General features: G+C 45.4%; 16 protein-coding genes and 1 tRNA gene. 10 read left to right on the forward strand and 7 right to left on the reverse strand.

The genetic code is table 11. The annotated features are described in order from the left end of the window. The first annotated feature begins 9 nt into the window (after window positions 1-9). Both ACLWBD_RS08060 and ACLWBD_RS08065 read left to right on the forward strand, forming a co-directional pair. Window positions 10-894: an SDR family oxidoreductase gene (locus tag ACLWBD_RS08060; RefSeq protein ID WP_413570515.1), complete on the forward strand. Its 885-nt coding sequence runs from the start codon at window positions 10-12 to the stop codon at window positions 892-894. Continuing rightward, on the forward strand, window positions 885-1517 hold the full coding sequence (locus ACLWBD_RS08065; RefSeq protein WP_413570517.1) for a UdgX family uracil-DNA binding protein: 633 nt from the start codon (window positions 885-887) through the stop codon (window positions 1515-1517). Before ACLWBD_RS08060 ends, ACLWBD_RS08065 begins: the two co-directional genes overlap by 10 nt. Here ACLWBD_RS08065 and ACLWBD_RS08070 read toward each other — a convergent pair. From ACLWBD_RS08070 to ACLWBD_RS08085, 4 genes are all read right to left on the reverse strand, one after another. Then, entirely contained in the window at window positions 1506-3104 is a 1599-nt protein-coding gene (locus tag ACLWBD_RS08070) for an ABC-F family ATP-binding cassette domain-containing protein (protein WP_373999589.1), read from the reverse strand. The two genes, ACLWBD_RS08065 and ACLWBD_RS08070, sit on opposite strands and share 12 nt — an antisense overlap. Before the next feature lie 83 nt (window positions 3105-3187). Next, window positions 3188-3904 carry a hypothetical protein gene (locus ACLWBD_RS08075; RefSeq protein ID WP_413570519.1) on the reverse strand — a complete coding sequence of 239 codons (717 nt, stop codon included), beginning with the start codon at window positions 3902-3904 and terminating at the stop codon, window positions 3188-3190. A gap of 95 nt (window positions 3905-3999) precedes the next feature. Then, window positions 4000-4950 carry an HTTM domain-containing protein gene (locus ACLWBD_RS08080; protein ID WP_413570520.1) on the reverse strand — a complete coding sequence of 317 codons (951 nt, stop codon included), beginning with the start codon at window positions 4948-4950 and terminating at the stop codon, window positions 4000-4002. Further along, complete coding sequence (locus ACLWBD_RS08085) at window positions 4925-5545, reverse strand: hypothetical protein (RefSeq protein WP_413570522.1); 621 nt, start codon at window positions 5543-5545, stop codon at window positions 4925-4927. Before ACLWBD_RS08085 ends, ACLWBD_RS08080 begins: the two co-directional genes overlap by 26 nt. Before the next feature lie 229 nt (window positions 5546-5774). On the opposite strand from ACLWBD_RS08085, the gene ACLWBD_RS08090 reads away from it, so the two are divergent. Further along, complete coding sequence (locus tag ACLWBD_RS08090) at window positions 5775-9017, forward strand: hypothetical protein (protein WP_413570523.1); 3243 nt, start codon at window positions 5775-5777, stop codon at window positions 9015-9017. A gap of 81 nt (window positions 9018-9098) precedes the next feature. Further along, window positions 9099-9794 carry a hypothetical protein gene (locus tag ACLWBD_RS08095; RefSeq protein ID WP_413570525.1) on the forward strand — a complete coding sequence of 232 codons (696 nt, stop codon included), beginning with the start codon at window positions 9099-9101 and terminating at the stop codon, window positions 9792-9794. 147 nt (window positions 9795-9941) lie between these two features. Here the strand turns inward: ACLWBD_RS08095 and ACLWBD_RS08100 are convergent. Next, window positions 9942-10033 (reverse strand) — tRNA-Leu (locus tag ACLWBD_RS08100). Window positions 10034-10139: 106 nt separating this feature from the next. Here ACLWBD_RS08100 and ACLWBD_RS08105 point away from each other — a divergent pair. Beyond that, the gene (locus tag ACLWBD_RS08105; protein ID WP_413570526.1) at window positions 10140-10514 is read left to right on the forward strand and encodes a cupin domain-containing protein; all 375 of its coding nucleotides are present in this window, start codon (window positions 10140-10142) and stop codon (window positions 10512-10514) included. 4 nt (window positions 10515-10518) lie between these two features. Here the strand turns inward: ACLWBD_RS08105 and ACLWBD_RS08110 are convergent, their stop codons facing one another. Both ACLWBD_RS08110 and ACLWBD_RS08115 read right to left on the reverse strand, forming a co-directional pair. After that, window positions 10519-11196: an RluA family pseudouridine synthase gene (locus ACLWBD_RS08110; protein WP_413570527.1), complete on the reverse strand. Its 678-nt coding sequence runs from the start codon at window positions 11194-11196 to the stop codon at window positions 10519-10521. Next, window positions 11193-12095: an HNH endonuclease family protein gene (locus ACLWBD_RS08115; RefSeq protein ID WP_253696795.1), complete on the reverse strand. Its 903-nt coding sequence runs from the start codon at window positions 12093-12095 to the stop codon at window positions 11193-11195. Before ACLWBD_RS08115 ends, ACLWBD_RS08110 begins: the two co-directional genes overlap by 4 nt. Before the next feature lie 272 nt (window positions 12096-12367). On the opposite strand from ACLWBD_RS08115, the gene ACLWBD_RS08120 reads away from it, so the two are divergent. From ACLWBD_RS08120 to ACLWBD_RS08140, 5 genes are all read left to right on the forward strand, one after another. Continuing rightward, a complete protein-coding gene (locus ACLWBD_RS08120) occupies window positions 12368-12565 on the forward strand; it encodes a hypothetical protein (RefSeq protein WP_063207751.1) in 198 nt (65 codons plus the stop codon). Window positions 12566-12704: 139 nt separating this feature from the next. Continuing rightward, window positions 12705-13352, forward strand: a complete 648-nt coding sequence (locus tag ACLWBD_RS08125; RefSeq protein WP_063207748.1) for a TetR/AcrR family transcriptional regulator — start codon at window positions 12705-12707, stop codon at window positions 13350-13352. Next, window positions 13349-14779 (forward strand): TolC family protein, encoded by a 1431-nt coding sequence (locus ACLWBD_RS08130; RefSeq protein ID WP_063207745.1) that lies wholly within the window; start codon window positions 13349-13351, stop codon window positions 14777-14779. The genes ACLWBD_RS08125 and ACLWBD_RS08130 overlap by 4 nt, the downstream gene beginning before the upstream one ends. 2 nt (window positions 14780-14781) lie before the next feature. Next, window positions 14782-17883 (forward strand): efflux RND transporter permease subunit, encoded by a 3102-nt coding sequence (locus ACLWBD_RS08135; protein WP_413570529.1) that lies wholly within the window; start codon window positions 14782-14784, stop codon window positions 17881-17883. Window positions 17884-18025: 142 nt separating this feature from the next. Next, the gene (locus tag ACLWBD_RS08140; protein WP_373999602.1) at window positions 18026-18487 is read left to right on the forward strand and encodes a MerC domain-containing protein; all 462 of its coding nucleotides are present in this window, start codon (window positions 18026-18028) and stop codon (window positions 18485-18487) included. The last annotated feature ends 127 nt before the right edge of the window (window positions 18488-18614 follow it).

The following is an 18614-nucleotide window of genomic DNA, read 5'->3' on the forward strand; positions in this document are numbered from 1 at the left end:
GAGGCTTTTATGGGTCTTCGCGTGATGATCACGGGTACCACTGGCACTCTGGGCCAAGAACTTGTGCGGAAACTTAAACGGGCAGGGCTTCCCTTCGTCGCGGCTTCGCGCTCTTTAGAGCGTCTTCCTGAAGGCGTTCGGGGTTTACAGCTCGATTATGGAAACAGCCTCATTTTAGAGCAGGCTTTTCGGGACGTTGACGTGCTTTTCTTTCTGCAACCGCTCATGCCCGGAATGCGTGATGAGGCTCTGCGTGTGATCAAAGCCGCTCGAGCCTCGGGCGTTGAATTCATCTTAAAAGTTTCTGAAATGGGCGCCTCAAAGGATTCTCCCTATCTGTATCAACGTCTTCATGGCGAGATCGATGATATGCTAGTGTATAGTGGAATTCCCTATGCGCTTTTAAAACCGTCTTCCTATATGCAAAATTTTATTCATGGTTATGGCGACGCTCTTTTGCAAGGGACTTTGTTTTTACCTGAAGGGGAAGGCAGAACAGCTTATGTCGATGCCAGAGATGTGGCAGATGTCGCCCTCGAGATTCTAAAAAGACCGTGGAGTTATGAAAAGCGCCATCTTGATATCACCGGGGAAAGAGCCTTATCAAATGCGGAAGCACTGGTTCTGATATCAAACCAAATTCATCGTCGTCTCTCTTATGTACCCATCACAGAAGAAGCCGCGATAAAAGCGTGGCAAAGGGCCGGCATGAATGATTTCCAAATGGAAGTACGACTCAGCCTTCATCGCGCCATTCGTGAAGGTCGCATGGATCACGTTTCCATGAATTATCAAGATATCACGGGACGCCTTCCTTTATCCTTTGAGCAATTCAGCCGCGAGATGAAGTCTTACTGGATTCCTCGTCGCGAGGGCTTAGAACTGTGGCCCTAAAGAAGTTTAAGCAGGCACAACCTCCTGATAGCACGAATCTTAAATCCTTAGCCGCGGCAGCCGCGACTTGCACCGGATGTGATCTTTATAAAAATGCGACGCAAACAGTTTTCGGAAAAGGAAAAAAGAAAGCGCGCATTCTTTTAGTCGGGGAGCAACCGGGCGACAAAGAGGATTTGGCGGGCCTTCCCTTCGTGGGACCCGCCGGAGAATTACTGAAACATTGTATTGAGCAAGCTGGACTTACTATGGATGAGATTTATCTGACCAACGCGGTAAAACATTTTAAGTGGCGCCCTGCGGGGAAAGTTCGTCTTCATCAAAAGCCGTCCATGGGGCAAATCAAAGCCTGTCGTCCTTGGCTGGAAAAAGAAGTGGAGTCAGTGAAGCCAAAGGTGATTGTCGCTTTAGGTGCCACGGCGGCAACCAGCGTCTTACAGCGAGTGCCACGTATTGGAAGTGAGCGAGGAAAAGCTATAAAAGATATCGAGCTTGCGGACTATATCATTCTTTCCTGGCATCCCTCGGCCATCTTGCGCAGTATTGATCGAGAGGATGCTGAAGTGAAGCGAGCTGATCTAGTGAGTGACCTCAAGCTCGCCAAAAAACTTTTAAGTAAGTGAGGCCTTTTTTACTTCCAAATATTCTTCGTAAGAGATGTGGTTGTCGTAAGTGACTTTGCCATCAAGCTCAATAACTCTGTTGGCCACGGTCTGAATCAGCTCATGGTCATGTGAAGTGAAGATCACAGTGCCCTTAAAGCGTTTGAGTCCTTCATTCACCGCCGTGATGCTTTCTAGATCCAAGTGATTCGTTGGTCCGTCTAAAATTAAGATATTTGAACCGGACAACATCATCTTTGAAAACATACAGCGGACTTTTTCTCCACCGGAAAGAACCTGGGGTTTCTTTAAAGCATCGGTACCGCTAAAAAGCATTTTTCCTAAGAAGCCACGCAAGAAGGTTTCATCCTTGTCTTCGGAATATTGACGGAGCCAGTCTACTAAGGAGTCTTCAGATCCCTGGAAGTATTTCGAGTTGTCCGTCGGGAAATAGCTGCGAGTCGTTGTGATACCCCAAGCAAAATTACCGGAATCGGCTTGCAGTTCGCCCGCAATGATTTCTAGGAGCAATGTTTTCGCTAAATCGTTTTTACCTAAAAGAACGACCTTGTCGCCTTTTTTCAAAGTGAAGCTCACGTCCTTAAGAAGAGTTTCGCCTTCCCAAGTTTTTGTGATGCGATCCACGGTCAATACGTCGTTACCCAACTCCCGTTTGATATCAAAACCAATGAAAGGTTGCTTGCGAGACGAAGCGGGAAGTTCATTGAACTCCAGTTTTTCTAACTGCTTTTGGCGAGAAGAAGCCTGACGGGATTTAGAGGCGTTTGCACTAAATCGTGCGATAAAGGCTTTAAGTTCCTCGGCCTTATCCGCACTTTTTTTGTTTTGATCCGCCAAAAGTTTTTGACTGAGTTCGCTGGCCTGGCGCCAGAAATCGTAGTTGCCCGTGTAAGTAGTGACTTTTCCGAAATCGATATCCGCAATATGCGTGCAAACTTTGTTTAAGAAGTGACGATCATGCGAAATCACGATGACGGTGTTTTCAAAGTTTAATAGAAAATCTTCAAGCCATTGAATTGCATAGATATCCAAGTGATTCGTGGGCTCATCCAGAAGCAGAATATCGGGTTGACCGAAAAGCGCTTGGGCTAAAAGCACTTTTACTTTTTCTCCGCCGTTGAGTTCTTTCATGAGTTTACCGTGATATTCGTCAGTGATGCCTAATCCCGCAAGCATAACTCCGGCTTCGGACTCAGCTTCCCAACCGTTGAGTTCTGCAAATTCAGTTTCTAGTTCAGAAGCTCGAACACCGTCCGCTTCCGAAAAATCAGGATTTGCGTAAAGCGCGTCTTTTTCTTCCATGATTTTATAAAGGCGTTCGTTTCCCATCAGAACAGTTTTCAAAACGGGGAACTCGTCATAGGCGTAGTGATCTTGTTTTAAAATCGAAAGACGTAAATCGGGCGCGATGTGGACTTCTCCGGTGTTGGGCTCAACCTCTTTGGAAAGAACCTTTAAAAATGTGGACTTGCCGGCACCGTTAGCGCCGATAAGGCCATAGCAGTTGCCGGGAGTAAATTTCACATTCACATCTTCAAAAAGTTTTTTGCCACCGAAACGGAGGCTGACGTTGCTGGTACTGATCATTTCGCGAGTCCTTTGAGGACTCTTTTTTACGTTTTTCCGTACGAAATCGCAACTTTTTCAGCACTCATTGGCAAAATATCCAGTTAGAACTGCCAGGTTAATGTGAGGCCCGCAGTAGGAGAAAGACCGGATTCATTGACATTGTCTTCTAGGTCGCCTTCAGCAGCACTAATAACGGCGTGGCCAGGATAGATAGAATCAAACTCAGGTATGCCCGTGCTAATCGAAATTTTTGAGCCCATGACTTTGACGGCGCCGAGACTGGCCTTCACATAGAGGTGGTCTCCTAAAAGCCAGGTATAGCCGACATGAAGACCTAGAATCATCAGTTCGCTATCCATGTTCACCGAAGGGTCGCGGCCCAAGGCGATAAGGAGGTCTTTAAGCAGGGTATAGTCATCTCCAGTGGCTGCATAAAGAACTTCATCAATTCCCGCTGAACCTTCCGCATTGAGCTGAGCCGCCGTCATACCGATATGCCAACCGACGTCACCCTGTATATTGTACTGAAGTGCTGCGCGCAGCACGCGGTTGTTTTTGAAGGCGGCGTTGATGACACGGCGTTGAGTGTCGTCATTCGAAATAATATCTGCAATGGTATTGTAATATGTAACGGGAACGTTTCCATAAGCCACGCTGAACTCTAGATACTCGTAGACTTTCAAGTTTAAACCTGCGCCAAGGAAAGTGGGAAAGACTGTGACGAATTCAGGAGACAGATGGATGTCGCTTTGAGCTTTCGCATGCCGGGCTCCAAAAAGGAGAAGCAACAGCGAGGATAGCAAAATGAGTTTTTTCACGGGCGGGCCTCTTTATTTAGTGATTAAGACCACCCTAGGAGCCCGTGAAAAAAAACGCATTAAAAAGAAAGGTGGAGCTGAAGAGAAACAGCTCTTTAAACTCTCTTTTGTCGAAACTGGATAAACTTAGGTCGAAGTGCTGAAAACTTTCTTTCTTGAAAATTTTGGACCCAATTAGCGACATCTCGCGGATCCAACATCGCGACCATGATCACTATCATAGCCCACTCAAAGACCGGAATGCTCATTGTGTATTCGATACCAAGATGTAAACCGACACCCGCCAGTAAAACCCAATAGCGGGTCTCTTTAAACCAAACCAATGTACCTAAAGCAAATTCAACGATAAGTGTGGACCAAGTGAGGAACTTAATGAATGTCATATCATTCAGCAAGGGGAGCGGGAAGCGAACGAAGTCATCAATGCGAGTTGCGATATAAATAGCAGTTCCATCGATCCACTTTTCGCCTTTAATTTTAAAAAGAACAGTGGCGATATAGATAGTACAAAATTGAAGCTGAATGAGGCGAAGAGCCCAAGGACTTTTTTCTGGTGGGACAAGGGGGGCTTCGCCATTCCATTTCTTTCTTAGCCAGTCGACAGACCACACGTCGCCAGAAGGGGTAAAGAAGAGGAAGAAAAGAAAAATTCTGAGAACCGAGTCGGCACTATTTAAGATAAATCCATTGCGGTGGTGGAACGAGACTAATGTCACGAAGGCAAGGGCGATCGCCGTTCTGGTAAAGGTTCCCGTTAAGACGGCGATGGACGCAATCAAGTTGATAATGGCTAGGGTAAACGTATTTTTATCTGTGTTAGGAATGTAGTCAAAAAGGGAAAAACGAAATGGATTTCCATACTGCTGTGCTGTTTGCAGTGAAATAATTCCGTTGGGCCCATAAAGAACATCAATATCCGTGATGAGCATCAGCCAATTGAAGAGCAATAAAAGTCCCATGCCCATACGAAGAAGGGCCACCGTGTAAACAGGCTGGGGAGCGAAAATAAAATCATAAATATTATTGAGCAGCGTTTTTAGCTTCATAACGAACCTTCTCTGTTGTTGGCTTGTAAACAAAAACCGATTCCTTGAGAAATTCTGTGGACATTGTGCCGTGAGGAATAAAAGGAGCTTCATTAGGCAGAAGGACTTTGTTAGAGAACCTGCTGAACGTAATTTCTGATACAACTCGACCTTGTCCTTTGGACTCGATTGTAGCAATTTCACGCAAAACGTATTTTGAAATGTCGAACCACACCAACTCATTTTCATTCGGAAGCAAAGTTTCCTGACCTACAATTCTGTAACGGTCAGCCGTTAGAACTTTTCTGGCACCATTTACAATCGTCGGTCGAGGCATCTTCCAAACCGCCGTTGAACCGTCGGTGAACTTTATATCCGCTTCAACATAGGCATTTGTATTCATCGGATTTGGTGCAAACATACTCCACGGTTGATAAAGCATTCCGAAAGCTTGGTATCTCTCTATAGTCTGAATGAATTTCGTACCAAGAGCACTGCGATCTGGAAGTCCATCGGCGACCATGATTCCGACGTTCACAAAAAAGAAAGTCAGGACGACGGCTTTGATAAAAACATCCCACACGATTTTGATTTTTTTGATTTCAAATTGTTTCATGGTCGTTCGTGTATCATGCCGAAAATCAGAATGTCCGGTTACAAACTGAAAGAAAAAATATCTGGTTCGCAACGATGTGGTTGGGTTGGAAAACTTTTTTGTGACCAACCTATCTACAACTCCAGTGTGTTTACAAAGGTTGAAAAACAATAAGGTGTCAAAAATATTAAGGCGCGCGAAATTGCCTGAAAATTTTTTGGGACGACCAAAAACACAAAAAGGAGAATGTATGATTCATAGTTCGAAAACTACATTCCTTTTAGCAGGGTTTACGTTAGTGGCGAATCTCGCAGTTGCGAACACGCCGACGAATGCGTCTGTGAATAAGGAATCAAATTCTAAGAAGCCATCGGCTTCAGCATATATCGGTGGGCAAGGTGGATTTGTCAGTTATGACTCGAAAATTGCGGTGACGGTCTCAACTAGAGGCAACAACGGTAATAACGGCAATAACGGCAATTTCAACGGCAACAACGGAAATTCTGCCTCTTTCGGTAATAACGGAAATAATGGCAATAATGGTAATAATGGTAATAACGGTAACAACGGCAATAACGGAAACTCTGGAAATTTTGGTTCGCTTGGTTCTTTAGGTTCTCTGGGCTCTCTTGGTTCTAATGGCAACAACGGAAACAACGGAAATAATGGGAACAATGGGAATAACGGTAATAACGTAAATAATGGTAACAACGGTAACAACGGAAACAACGGCACCTTTGGTTCGTTGGGTATTCTTGGTTCCAATGGACATAATGGAAACAACGGGAATAACGGGAATAACGTTAACAATGGTAACAATGGTAATAATGTAAATAACGGCAATAACGGAAATAACGGCAATAACGGCAATAACGTTAATAACGGAAATAATGGTAATAACGGAAATAACGTTAATAACGGAAATAATGGTAATAACGGAAATAATGGTAATAACGGAAATAACGTAAACAACGGCAACAACGGTAATAACGGAAGCCGGGGCCAATACGGTAATAACGGTAATAACGGGAATAACGGGAACAACGGGAATAACGGTAATAACGGTAATAACGGGAACAACGGTAATAACGGGAACAACGGTAATAACGGGAACAACGGGAACAACGGTAATAACGGGAACAACGGGAACAACGGTAATAACGGGAACAACGGGAACAACGGTAATAACGGAAACAACGGTAACCATGGCCACCACGGCAACAATGGTAACAACGGAAATAACGGGAATAACGGGAACAACGGAAATAACGGGAACAACGGAAACCATGGCCACCATGGCAACAACGGCAACAACGGAAACAACGGAAACAACGGAAACAACGGGAACAACGGCCATAAAGGCCACCACGGCACCACGACTTACGGTCCAACTGTAACGACGACGGCGGGTCCGGACACTTCTGTTACAACAACTTACGGTCCTGATGTGACTGTAACAACTACTGCAGGTCCAGACACTACTGTTACGACAACAGCGGGGGAGCCAACAGTTACTACAACTGCAGGTGACGACATTGTGACGGTGACAACAAGTACGACTCGTGGTGAGCCAACAGTGACAACAACTGCCGGTGACGACACGTCAACCACAGTTACAACCACTGCAGGGGACGATACAACATCGACAACTTCGACAAGTTCGACATCTTCAACATCTTCAACAACAGGAACTACCGGCTTTGAGGAAGAAGAAGAAAACGAGTTGAAAGCGAAGTTGAAACCTCTATTCCACTTGAGCTTCGACTATGGTTCATACATCGTGAACTTGACGCCTCACTTCAGAGATGTTCAGCCGAAATCAATTGTGAAATACGATTACCGCCCAAGCTCTGATTCTTTGATTTATGGCGACTATAGAGACGGTTTCCAAAAAACAGTCTATGGTTCTATCGAAGTAGGTATTGGTGCTCAGGTTCAATTCTGGTTCGACAATGCAACGGGATTGCGTCAGCACTTCTGGGGTTACGTCGGCGTATTGCCAATCATGGGTAAACAGACAGAGTCTGTTCGCTATGTAAGCACTTTAGACCGCGCGCACTCTATGGGTGGCCGTTGGCAGGTTCCTGAATCGGCGTCGGATCTAGATGCTTGGGATACTGGCGATAGCATCACTTATCTTGGTCATGGTGGCATCATCTTCTCTGCAGGCGCTGGTTTCGGTCCTGTGGGCGTAGGTGTGGCTAAATTGGCTAACGGTTCTTGGGAAACATATGTTGAAAAAGTAGATTCTGAAAAAGTTTACGTGAAAATCACTCGCGGTAAACTCAGCAGCTTCTCTATGTTCACGAATGTTTCGATCCTGACTTTGAGTGTGAATGACTTCAAATACTCGGATGATGGATTCTCATTCTTGTTCGATATGACGACTGAAACAGGACGTAAAGCTTACGAAGACGTGATCCGCGGTAACGTGTTGGCGTCTGAAACGTTTGCGACAAATCGTCCAGCGAACTTAGTTGAACGTGCTCCAGTTCTTAAAGTGGAAACTTTCAGAACGGTGTCTACAGGTCGCGTAGCAAGCAAATCACTGTCTATTCCTATTATCTGGAATAAAACTTACAGTGAAGGTCGCGTGAATTCATTCACGACATCTGACTTGCACATTGATCGTAACACGGCTCAAGTTCACTACGGTATCTACTCAGATTCTGAAGATTCTCGTTTCTGGTTCAAACATAAAGAAACAGACTTCATGTTCTATGGCGCGAAATACGCTGTTGAAAACTGGGATACGAAAGAACGTATGGAAAGCATGTTCGGTACTTACTCTTACGCCTTCCGCCACGAGAAATCGAATGGTGCAAGATTGCGTAAAGGTATCTACGACCTTGTTAAGAAAACGGGCTTGAATATCTTGATGGTGGGCGTTCCTGACCGTGACCTTGGTTACACAGGTGTTGAGTTCAACGTGAATTTCAGTGAAGAAAACACGATGAGATTGATGAATGCCGCTCAACGTATGACTCAAGATCAGTTCATTGATTTGTCGACAGATCAAATCTACGACTACTTCCGTACGAACAACGATCCGTATGACTACTGCATGATCGATGCAAGTGGTCCTGGTACTTGCGTGACTCGCACAAGCAAGCGCACGGCAGGTGCAGCGAGCAAAATGTACTTCGCTTTGAAGTCTATGTATAAATACATGAACTCAGATGCGAAAGCTTTCGCTGCGGCTTACGGTAAGTTCGGTGAAGGTATGGCGGAAAACTTGTTCACATTCAGAACGGCGATGAAGCTTGCTGGCTCTGGCGCGACAATCGACTATCTAGTTGAGGGTACGCACACGAACATGTACTTCCGTGAATGGGTTGTGGATGGTTCTGGTCGCTGGGTTCCAGCTATGAGCTCTCCTAAATACAAAGGACTTCCATTCAGTCCAGCATCTCGTCACTCACGAGTGCGCGGTATGATTATCGGAAACTCGGATGCGGCTAAATTGCCTCATATGACTCCGGTGACGTTCTAAGAAAGTTCAATTTAGTTTGAACGAAAAGGCCGTCTGGTGAAAACCGACGGCCTTTTTTTATTTCCATGCTATACTTCAACCATGATTGATTCCTGCGGGCTTTATGTTCAAGCAAATGGAAGCAACGGTGACTCCGCTCACCGCACAGGCTTAGCTTGTGCGCTCTTAGTCTTGTTAGGAAGACGGTCCGAAGCCGAAGCTGTCGGCAAGATGATTGTCGATCAATTAGAAATAGCACCCGGCATCTTCCGTCGATCTCCCTATGGAGATGCCTTCGATACAAACCCAAGATGTTTCAGCCGCGACCAAGCCAGCCGCGTGATTCTAGCATTCGCCTTATTAGGATGGAAAAAAGAACTCAAAGCTTGGTTGAAAGCGATGGCAAAAAGATATTTCTTTCATCAAAACAATCTCGACGATGAAACAATGAAATGGAAGTTCCCCGACATCATGGCAATAGGCGAGTGGACCAACATCATTCGTGGCTTAAACTGGTGGTGGCTTTACCCCGCACTGCTAATTTTAGATTTAAACTACATCGGGATGGTATTTTTAAGAAAACCCTGGGACGGCGCCAGCCTCTATGTTCCGGATCTTAAATACGCTCTTAAGAAATATTGGACACCCACAGCCTGGCTAGCTAACAAACTCAACGAGAGAACTCCTTGGTTAGAAGAAGCACTGAATAATCACTCAAAAGAAAACAACGGCTGCGAAGAACTCTGCACCCTTTTCCAATCCCTAGCCCTAAAAAATCAAATCCAAAAGCCCCACTAAAAACAAGGCACCATTCCTTTCTCTTTTGCGAGTTCCGCAGCAAAAAAGAGTATCGCAGACACGACGAAAAACCATCGAGCCAAAAAACTACAATCGAAGTGACAATTAAAAACGAGCGAGGACTGTCTGAAGCAAAAGAGAAAGGAATGGTGCCCCGGGCCGGAATTGAACCGGCACGCCCCTGTAAAGGAAGCCCAGGATTTTAAGTCCTGTGCGTCTACCAATTTCGCCACCGGGGCACGCGAAGGACAATCGAACCATTTCTGGCTACAAACGTCAATATCAGACCCAATGAGTTAGCTGATAATTTTTGATTCTGCCTATAATTTAGGATATTCCGTAGAGGTGAAGATTATTAAACGCGCCGAATTCCCTCATAAGCAGCTTTCCTCGCATCGAACAGGGGAAGTTTTCTCTCGCTCTGTGGTTCTTTCAGAATTGGTGGGGATGAAGGACATCTTTGTTCATCACGATGTCATAGCTCCAGGGCAAAGAGCTTCCAGTCCGCATTGTCACACTGAGGTTGAAGAGTTTGTTTTTGTTATTAAGGGAACAGCGACAGTTCATGAGGGAGACCAGGCTTCATTCGCAGGGCCGGGTGACTGTGCGGTGTTCTTTCCGCAAAACGAGAACAAGCATTTCGTTGCGAACGATTCGAATGAAGACCTAGAAATCCTGGTGGTTTCTAAATCACTCAACACCGTTGATGTCGTATATTAATATTTTAAGATAAAGTCTTTTCCATCTCTTTGAGATCAGCTGGAAGAGGGCTCTCGATCATAATCGGTTCATTTGAGAAGGGATGCGTGAACTCGAGTCGAAGAGCGTGTAACATAAGCCGGGGTGCCGTAGGTGTTTTCGGCGAAGGGTAAATATCATCCCCGAAGATTCCTAATCCTGCCTCAGCGAGGTGAACACGGATCTGGTGCATTCTTCCTGATAAAGGCTTTGCTTCAATCAGAAGTCCCTTTTTAAATGTCTTCAACTTGCGGAACAAAGTGTGAGCTTTGTCTCCACCAGAATGAACAGACTTCATTTTTATTTTCTTAAGAACGGGGTCGCGGACTTCGGCCAGGTGGTTTTTAACTTCCCACTGGTCGGGGCACTTTTTTAAAGCTGTTAAACAAAGATAGGTCTTTTGGATAAGATGCTTCTTAAACATCTCGGCCAGTGGCTCATTCGCTATTTTATTCTTCGTGAAAATCATTACACCTGAAGTGTCGCGATCTAAACGGTGATGCAGGCCTAAATAAAAATCAGCACCGCGCTCTTCGCGCAGTTGTTTTTTCAGTTGTGTGAAGAAGTCGGGACGGCGTTTATCAACAGTAGGCTGTGAAGGAAGGCCAGCAGGTTTTTCAGCAGCGAGGAAATAATCATCCTCAAAGAGGATCTTTAGACTCATCTTTTATTGATCATGCAGAACTCGATATTGTCATTGATGTACTGACGTTGTTCTTCGAGTTGCTCTTTAGTGATGCGGAAATCAGAAGCGCGGCAGCCGTAATTTGTGAAAGTCTCGTGGATGGCTTGGGCTTCGTTCGCGTTCATGTTCAATTTCCAGATGAATTTCACGGCCAACCAATCTTTGATGTACTGGCAACGATATTCCAAGTTCGGTGGCATGTAAGCTTCAGGACCACGATCACCCTTAGACATGTTTTGGCTCGCGCCCGCAGGAATCAAGTGATTGCGGTAACCCATGTAGTTAGCGTAAAGGCAGCGAGTTTTATAGTCCCATTGGTAAGCACCAGAGACATAGGCATTCTTCAAAGGAACCATGTGGTCGATTTGAATGGCGCGAGACGAAGTCACTTGATCGCCCGTGTACGGATCATCCCACAAGCCATCTTCAACAACGCAATGGCGTTCATTACGATAAGTCACTTCGCCCAGGCTATCGCGAACTAAAACTTTCGCGCGCGTGTTCATGCAAGTGTCGTCTGTAGGGTCATTGATCCAACGGCCGAAGTGAAGTTTACGGATATATCCTTCTTCTGGAGTGGGGCGGTCCTCGTTATGAAGAGTCCACTGCAAAAGATTATAGACCAATTTTTTTGCCGCCATCACGATGAACTGATGAGGCCCGATTTGTTCAGTGAATTGAGAGAAGTCGCGCAAGTCATAAGCGGCTTTAGGTCCGCCGATCTGACTGGTTTTCTCGTTAATCGTATAATACTCGTGATAAACGACTTGAGGCTTTGCAGCGGCGCTGGAGGCTGAGGAGTAGGGAACTGTGGACTCTGCCTTGGCCGTAAATGCCAACAGCATCGTCAGTAATAATGTCCCCTTAACGAAATTCATCGGGCCCCCTCCGCGAATCGGACTCATTAAGCCCCAGTTCGCAGATAGATTCAACAAAACAATGTGTTAGGATTTTGTTGAAATTACACACTGTGCATCAAGTCCCATATAAGAGGAGAATTTGCATCTTTTTCGAGCAAAATTACGAAGATTTTAAGCCTCAAAGCGGCATTTCCATGAAGTTTCTATACGGTCGGTGGAGATCTGTTTGTTCTTGTACACAACAAATCTTTGGTTCAAGCTTGGAAGTGACACAACATAGGAGTACTTCAATGAACCTTAAAACAATCCTTTTAACTTCCGCTGTAGCTATGATGTTGGGTGCTTGCGCTCATACAAAATCTCATGATCATGCCGGTTGCAATTGCGGCCACAAAACTGAAATGAAAAAAGAATGCTCTGGGACCGAGTGCGCTGTTGATAAAAAGTGCGCGGACTGTCAAAAGAGCGAAGCCGCAACTGCTAAGTAAATTTTTGGCCTTTGATTTTTCATTTAAACCCTTGGTTCACCAAGGGTTTTTTATTTTTCACGATGATGTATTGAAGCCCAATTCAATCGTTTGATTAAATCATTTGATTTAATTTGAGGCTCAAACTACCTTTGTCCTCATGAATTTCATCAAAGATGTCACAGCAGACGAGCTTGGGCCTCGTCAGAAAATCATGGAAGCCGCGACCGTGCTCTTCGCACATGAAGGTCTTCACGGCACCAGCACTCGAGACATCGCCAGAGAATCCGGATTAAACTTAAGCTTGATTAGTTATTATTTTGGAGGCAAAGAAGGCCTCTATAAAACTGTCATTCAAGAATTCGTCCAGAATATTTTCCTGCAAATCGATAAAGTCGTAAACGATTTCGAGCAAGAAGAAGTCTGCGAAAAGTCTTTGCGTCGCGCGATTGTTTCACTCGTGAATGCAATCATCGATATGCGTGCGGCAAATCCTTTGATGGCGAAAATCATGACGCGTGAAAAGCTTTCGGGAATGCCGTTTTCTCGAGAGATTCACGAAAGCATGATGATCAGCTCGGGCGAAAAAATTGAAATGATTATTTTAAAAGGGCAGAAGGCGGGGATTGTGAATAAGAATATCAATCCGCGTTTTTTCATTGTCTGCCTGGTTGAAGGTATTTTGGGTTATTTCAACATGCTTGATTGCAACTGTTCTTGGAATGACGGGCTTTATGAAATGCCGGAACAGCGACAACAGTTCATTGATCAGATTTCTATGATATTTTTAGAAGGGATTTTTAAATGAAAAAGGGAGCCGTCGTAGGTTTACTGCTTTGGATGTGGCAACCGCAAACTTTTGCGATGAATCTGCAAGAGTATTTAAAAACAGTCGAATCAAAACACAAGGGTCTTCAGTCTTACCAATCAAGTCAGGATGCGGCCTTGGATCGTCGTGAAGCAGCGGACATTGAGCTTGTTCCGCAGCTCACTGCTGGAGTGGGCTACTTAAGTGATAAGAGTCCTTTAGGTCAGTTTGCGCAATTGGGGGGAACTCAGACCACGGCGAAGGATTTGCGCCTTGGATTGGGTAAAAAGTTTTCTTCAGGCACGGCCGTATCTGTGACCGCAACGGCCAGTGAAGTGGAAAACGAAGGGGCTTTGCTAAATCCTATGTTCGGTAAATTTTCGTATGGCTCTTTAGGTCTTTCACTCAGTCAATCACTGTGGAGAGACTCTTTTGGTCGTGCGACTCGTTTGCGTTGGCAGCGCCAGGATGCTGCGACGGAAGCTGAAGTGGGCAAGTTTGACTTACAAAAGAAAGCTCTTTTAGTCGAAGCGGAAGCGGCTTATTGGGATTATATTTATCAGATTGAAAACCTTAAAATTGGTCGCGCTTCTTTAGAGCGCGCAAAACGCATTGAAAACTGGACACGTCGTCGTGTGAATGACGGAATCAGCGACAGGGCGGATTTATTGTCGACACAAGCCCTGGTGGCGTCTCGTCAATTGACGTTGGTATCTGCAGAAGATGACTTGGCGGCAGCAAAAAGAAAGATCCGCGATTTCTTAGAACTTTCAGATGCTGAAGCCTTCCCGGATATCACAGGTGATATTTCTCAAAAACGTCCTTTAACATCCATGGTGGATGGTAAGGACGGTAAGGTTGTGGCATTAAATGCGTATCTGGCATCATTGAATGCGAAGGCCATGGCTTTAGTCGCTCGTGAGACGGAAGATGCTTATAGACCAGATCTGGTTCTTTCCGGGTCTTATGCTACAAACAACTTCCAACCTGATAAAAGTATTTCCGATGCCACTTCAAAGTGGACGGACACAAATCTTCCAACGTGGAAGGCCGGTTTAAATCTCGTCTATCTTTTTGATACGGACGTAAAGACATCCGCCCAAGCGGCAGCTCGCAAAGACGCTTTGGCAGCAAAGCTTCAAGGTGAGCGCGCCATGCTGGACAGTGAAAGTTCTTGGATTGAGTTAAATCGCCGTTACGTTGAAATGACAAAACGTGTGGATTCAGCGACGCAAATCTCTCAGTTGCAATTGCAAGCGGCTAAAGCGCAGGCGGATCTTTTCAATAAAGGCCGCTCAATCACGGCCAACGTGATCACGGCAGAGCAAGATGCGGAAGAAGCAGAACTTGCATTGACGAAATTGAAATCAGAACAAAGAAAAATGGAGGCTCAAGGACGCTTGTTTGTCGTCGTTGAGGAGAAATAAGAATGAACTTACCAAGTTTATCCATTCGTAGACCCATCTTTATCTCGTGTATCGTCATCTTGATGCTGATTCTTGGTGCGTTCTCGCTGAAGCGCATGCCCGTGGATATGTTTCCTGATGTGACGTTCCCGGTGCTTTTCGTGCAAGTGACTTATCCGGGGGCTTCGCCACTGGATTTGGAAAAACAAGTCTCTAAGCTTATCGAAGATGAAGTCGGAAGTATTTCGGGTCTTAAAACCCTGACTTCAAACAATCTTGATGGAGTAGCCATCGTGGTGTTGGAATTTCAGTTAGGGACCGACATCAAAGAGGTCGAACAAGAGGTGCGAAACCGCCTTGGAAATATTCGCCGTGATTTACCGGCGGATATTTACGAGCCGGTGATTCGCCGTTTTGACCCGGCCGATCAACCGATTGTGGTGTTGGCGATTACTTCGGATCTTCCGGAAGGACAAGCTTATGACTTAGCCAACGAAACTATCAAGCCTCAGTTTGAGCGTTTGAAAGACGTGGGTCAGGTGGATATTTTCGGGGGAAGAAAACAAGAGATTCACGTTATCGTGGATAAAAACAAGCTTCAAGATCGTAAGATTTCGATGCTTCAAGTGTCTCAGCGTATTTTAGATACGTCTAAAGATACGCCGATTGGTAAAATCGAAAATCCACAAAATGAAACAACACTCAGAACTTCGGGAGAGTTTGATGCTCTTAAACAGATTGCCGAAGTGAACGTGAACTTCGTTGGTTCCGATCGTGCGGTGCTGGTACAAGATATTGGTAAAGTGGTGCGCAGTCTTGAAGACCAAAAAACCATGGGTCGCATCAAGGGTAAGTCCGCTCTTCTTATGAATATCTATAAGCAGCGTGGTGCGAACACGGTCGCTGTTGCCGAGAACGTGAATAAGAATATTCAGAAGATCAATGCCTTCCTTAAAGAGAGAAAAATCAATGGGGAAGTTTCGTTGGTGCGTGATACGTCTCGCCCGATTCAGTTGAACGTGTATGACGTGAAAGAATCTATCATCATCGGTATTATTCTTTGTGTGATCGTCGTGTTCTTCTTCTTGGGATCGGCGCGTTCGACGTTTATCACGGCGATGGCCCTTCCGAACTCCCTTTTGGGTGGATTCGTGATCATGTATGCCATGGGCTTTACGATCAATTTGATGACCTTGTTGGCTCTTTCATTGGCTGTAGGTCTTTTGATCGACGATGCCATCGTGGTGCGGGAAAATATCTTCCGTCACTTGGAAATGGGGAAGAAGCCTAAAGATGCCGCCTTAGATGGAACGAAAGAAGTGGCGATGGCCGTTATTGCAACCACGTTGGTTGTTATCGCGGTGTTTGGTCCGATTTCATTCCTTCAAGGGATCGTCGGACAGTTCTTTAAACAATTCGGTCTGACCGTCGTCTTTACAATGTTGATTTCGTTGTTTGACGCCTTCACGGTGGCGCCCATGCTTTCTGCTTATATGGCGCACCCGAACGAACATCATAAAGGCACAGGCATCATCGGAAGAATGCTTTCGGCATTTGACCGTTTCCAAACTCGTTTGGAAGATATCTATGAAAAAGGTCTTAAGTACACGCTAGCAAATCCCAAAAAGATTTTGCTGGCGGGAACTTTGATTTTCTTCAGCTCACTTGTGACAATTGCCTTTATTCCAAAAACTTTCCTTCCGTCGCCAGATAACGGAGAGTTTAACGTGAATATCGAAATGCCGGTGGGATCTTCCCTCATGGCCACCAGCACATTTACGGAAAAGGTAGAAAAGATCTTTGAAAACGACCCGGCCGTCGACATGGTTCTTGCGGTTGTCGGAAATACAAACAACGAATCTAATAAAGCGATGTTATTCGTGCGTCTGGTAGAGCGTAAAAAGCGTTCGATGTCGACGACGGATTACAAAGAAGAGATCCGTAAGAAAATTAAACAGTTCGATAAAGAGGCTATCGTGGCCTTGGGTGATATCGATGCGGTGAACTCGGGACAAAAACCTTTGAACGTGAATATTCAAGGGGAAAACTTGGAAGAGTTGAACGCTTACGCCGTAAAACTGGTGGAGCGCATGAAGAAGATCCCAGGTCTGGTGGATGTGGATACAAACTTCCGTTCCGGCAAACCGGAGTTCCACGTGATTTTTGATCGTGCCAGATCAGAAGCCCTGGGTGTCTCTACGGTCACTGCGGGTGCTGAGCTTCGTAATCGTACTGAAGGTAATGAGCAGGCGATCTTCCGTGAAAATGGGATCGACTACAAAATCCGCGTGCGTTTTGAAGAGATGTACCGCGACTTGCGAACTCAGTTTGCAACGACTTTGGTGCCAAACTCGAACTTCAACATGATTCCGCTTTCTCGTATTGCGAAAGGCGAAGAGACATTTGGTTATTCTCAGATCAACCGTCAGAACAAAGGCCGTTACATCCAGATTTCTGGGAACTTGGCTAAGGGGGGCGCGTTGGGAACCATCTCGGCCGAGATTGAAAAAATCATCAAGACCGAGCTTCCTCCTCCTCCAGGAATTGATTATAAATTCCAAGGACAGGCAGATGACTTTAAAGAGCTTATCGCAAATATGCTTCTGGCGATTTTCCTAGGTGTTACTTTTATCTATCTGGTTCTTGCGAGCTTGTATGAGAGTTTCATCACGCCGTTCTCGATCCTGCTCGCGTTGCCTTTGGCGATGACGGGTGCCTTCTTGGCTCTTTTGATCTTCGGTAAGACGATTGATATCTTCTCGCTGATCGGTATTGTCCTCTTGTTGGGAGTTGTGGCGAAGAACTCGATCCTTCTTGTGGATTACACGAATCAGTTGATCCACGAAGGTTTAGAACGTAATGCGGCTTTGTTAAAAGCTTGTCGTACGCGTCTTCGTCCGATCTTGATGACGTCCTTGGCGTTGATCGCCGGTATGATTCCAATCGCGATTGGTCTGAATGAGGCGTCTGCGATGAGAACATCCATGGGTATTGCGATCATCGGTGGTCTAGTGAGTTCGACGTTGCTGACACTTCTGATCGTGCCGGCGGCTTACGGATTTATTGAAGACTTCAAAATGTGGTTCCGCGCAAAATTGGCCAAGATCACAGGTTACCAACCTTAATTCAAACATTCGGAAGACTCATATATAGGGGAGATGAAGCTTGTACCTTCTTCATCTTTCCTATTTGAAACGAAGGATTCAGAGGATCTAGTTGACAGTCACTTGCATTTAGGACAAAAGTAAATGACCAAAGGCGGTCCGCATGGATGAGCAAGTTATCATCGAAAAACCTATGAAAATTGATTCTTGTTGTGAAGTGGATCACACGCAGCACGCGACTTTCGAGGAAAAAACAGACCGTTGGGATAAAATCGGTATTTTTCTTTCCAGTCTTTGTGCGCTTCATTGTCTGGCGACACCGCTATTAGTTCTAGCTTTGCCCGTTCTTGGCGAATTTTTCCATCAAGAGTGGGTTCACTTGGTCATGGCTTTGTTTGTTGTTCCGGTGGGTCTTTTCGCGTTCTGGTCGGGTTATAAACATCACAATCAGATGAAGGTGTTCGCTTTAGGCGTTGTGGGTCTTACGATGGTCGGCGGCGCTTCGCTTCTTCCGCATGAGTGGGTTGAAGTTTACGAACACGACGTTGTTACGATTCTAGGAAGCATCTTCCTGATCACGGCACACGTCTTAAATCGTCGCGCGTGCCTTTGTCATAAGCACTAAAATCATTCGAATGTAGAACAGGAAAGTCCTTGCGGCATTTGCTGCTCATTCATTTTTTATGACGGGGAAGCCGAGTTTTCCTTTCTTACACGCGTTCGTAAGTGCGGTATATTCTCCTAAAAAATTG

Source organism: Bdellovibrio sp. HCB117 (genome assembly GCF_047305915.1).
GTDB lineage: Bacteria > Bdellovibrionota > Bdellovibrionia > Bdellovibrionales > Bdellovibrionaceae > Bdellovibrio > Bdellovibrio bacteriovorus_B.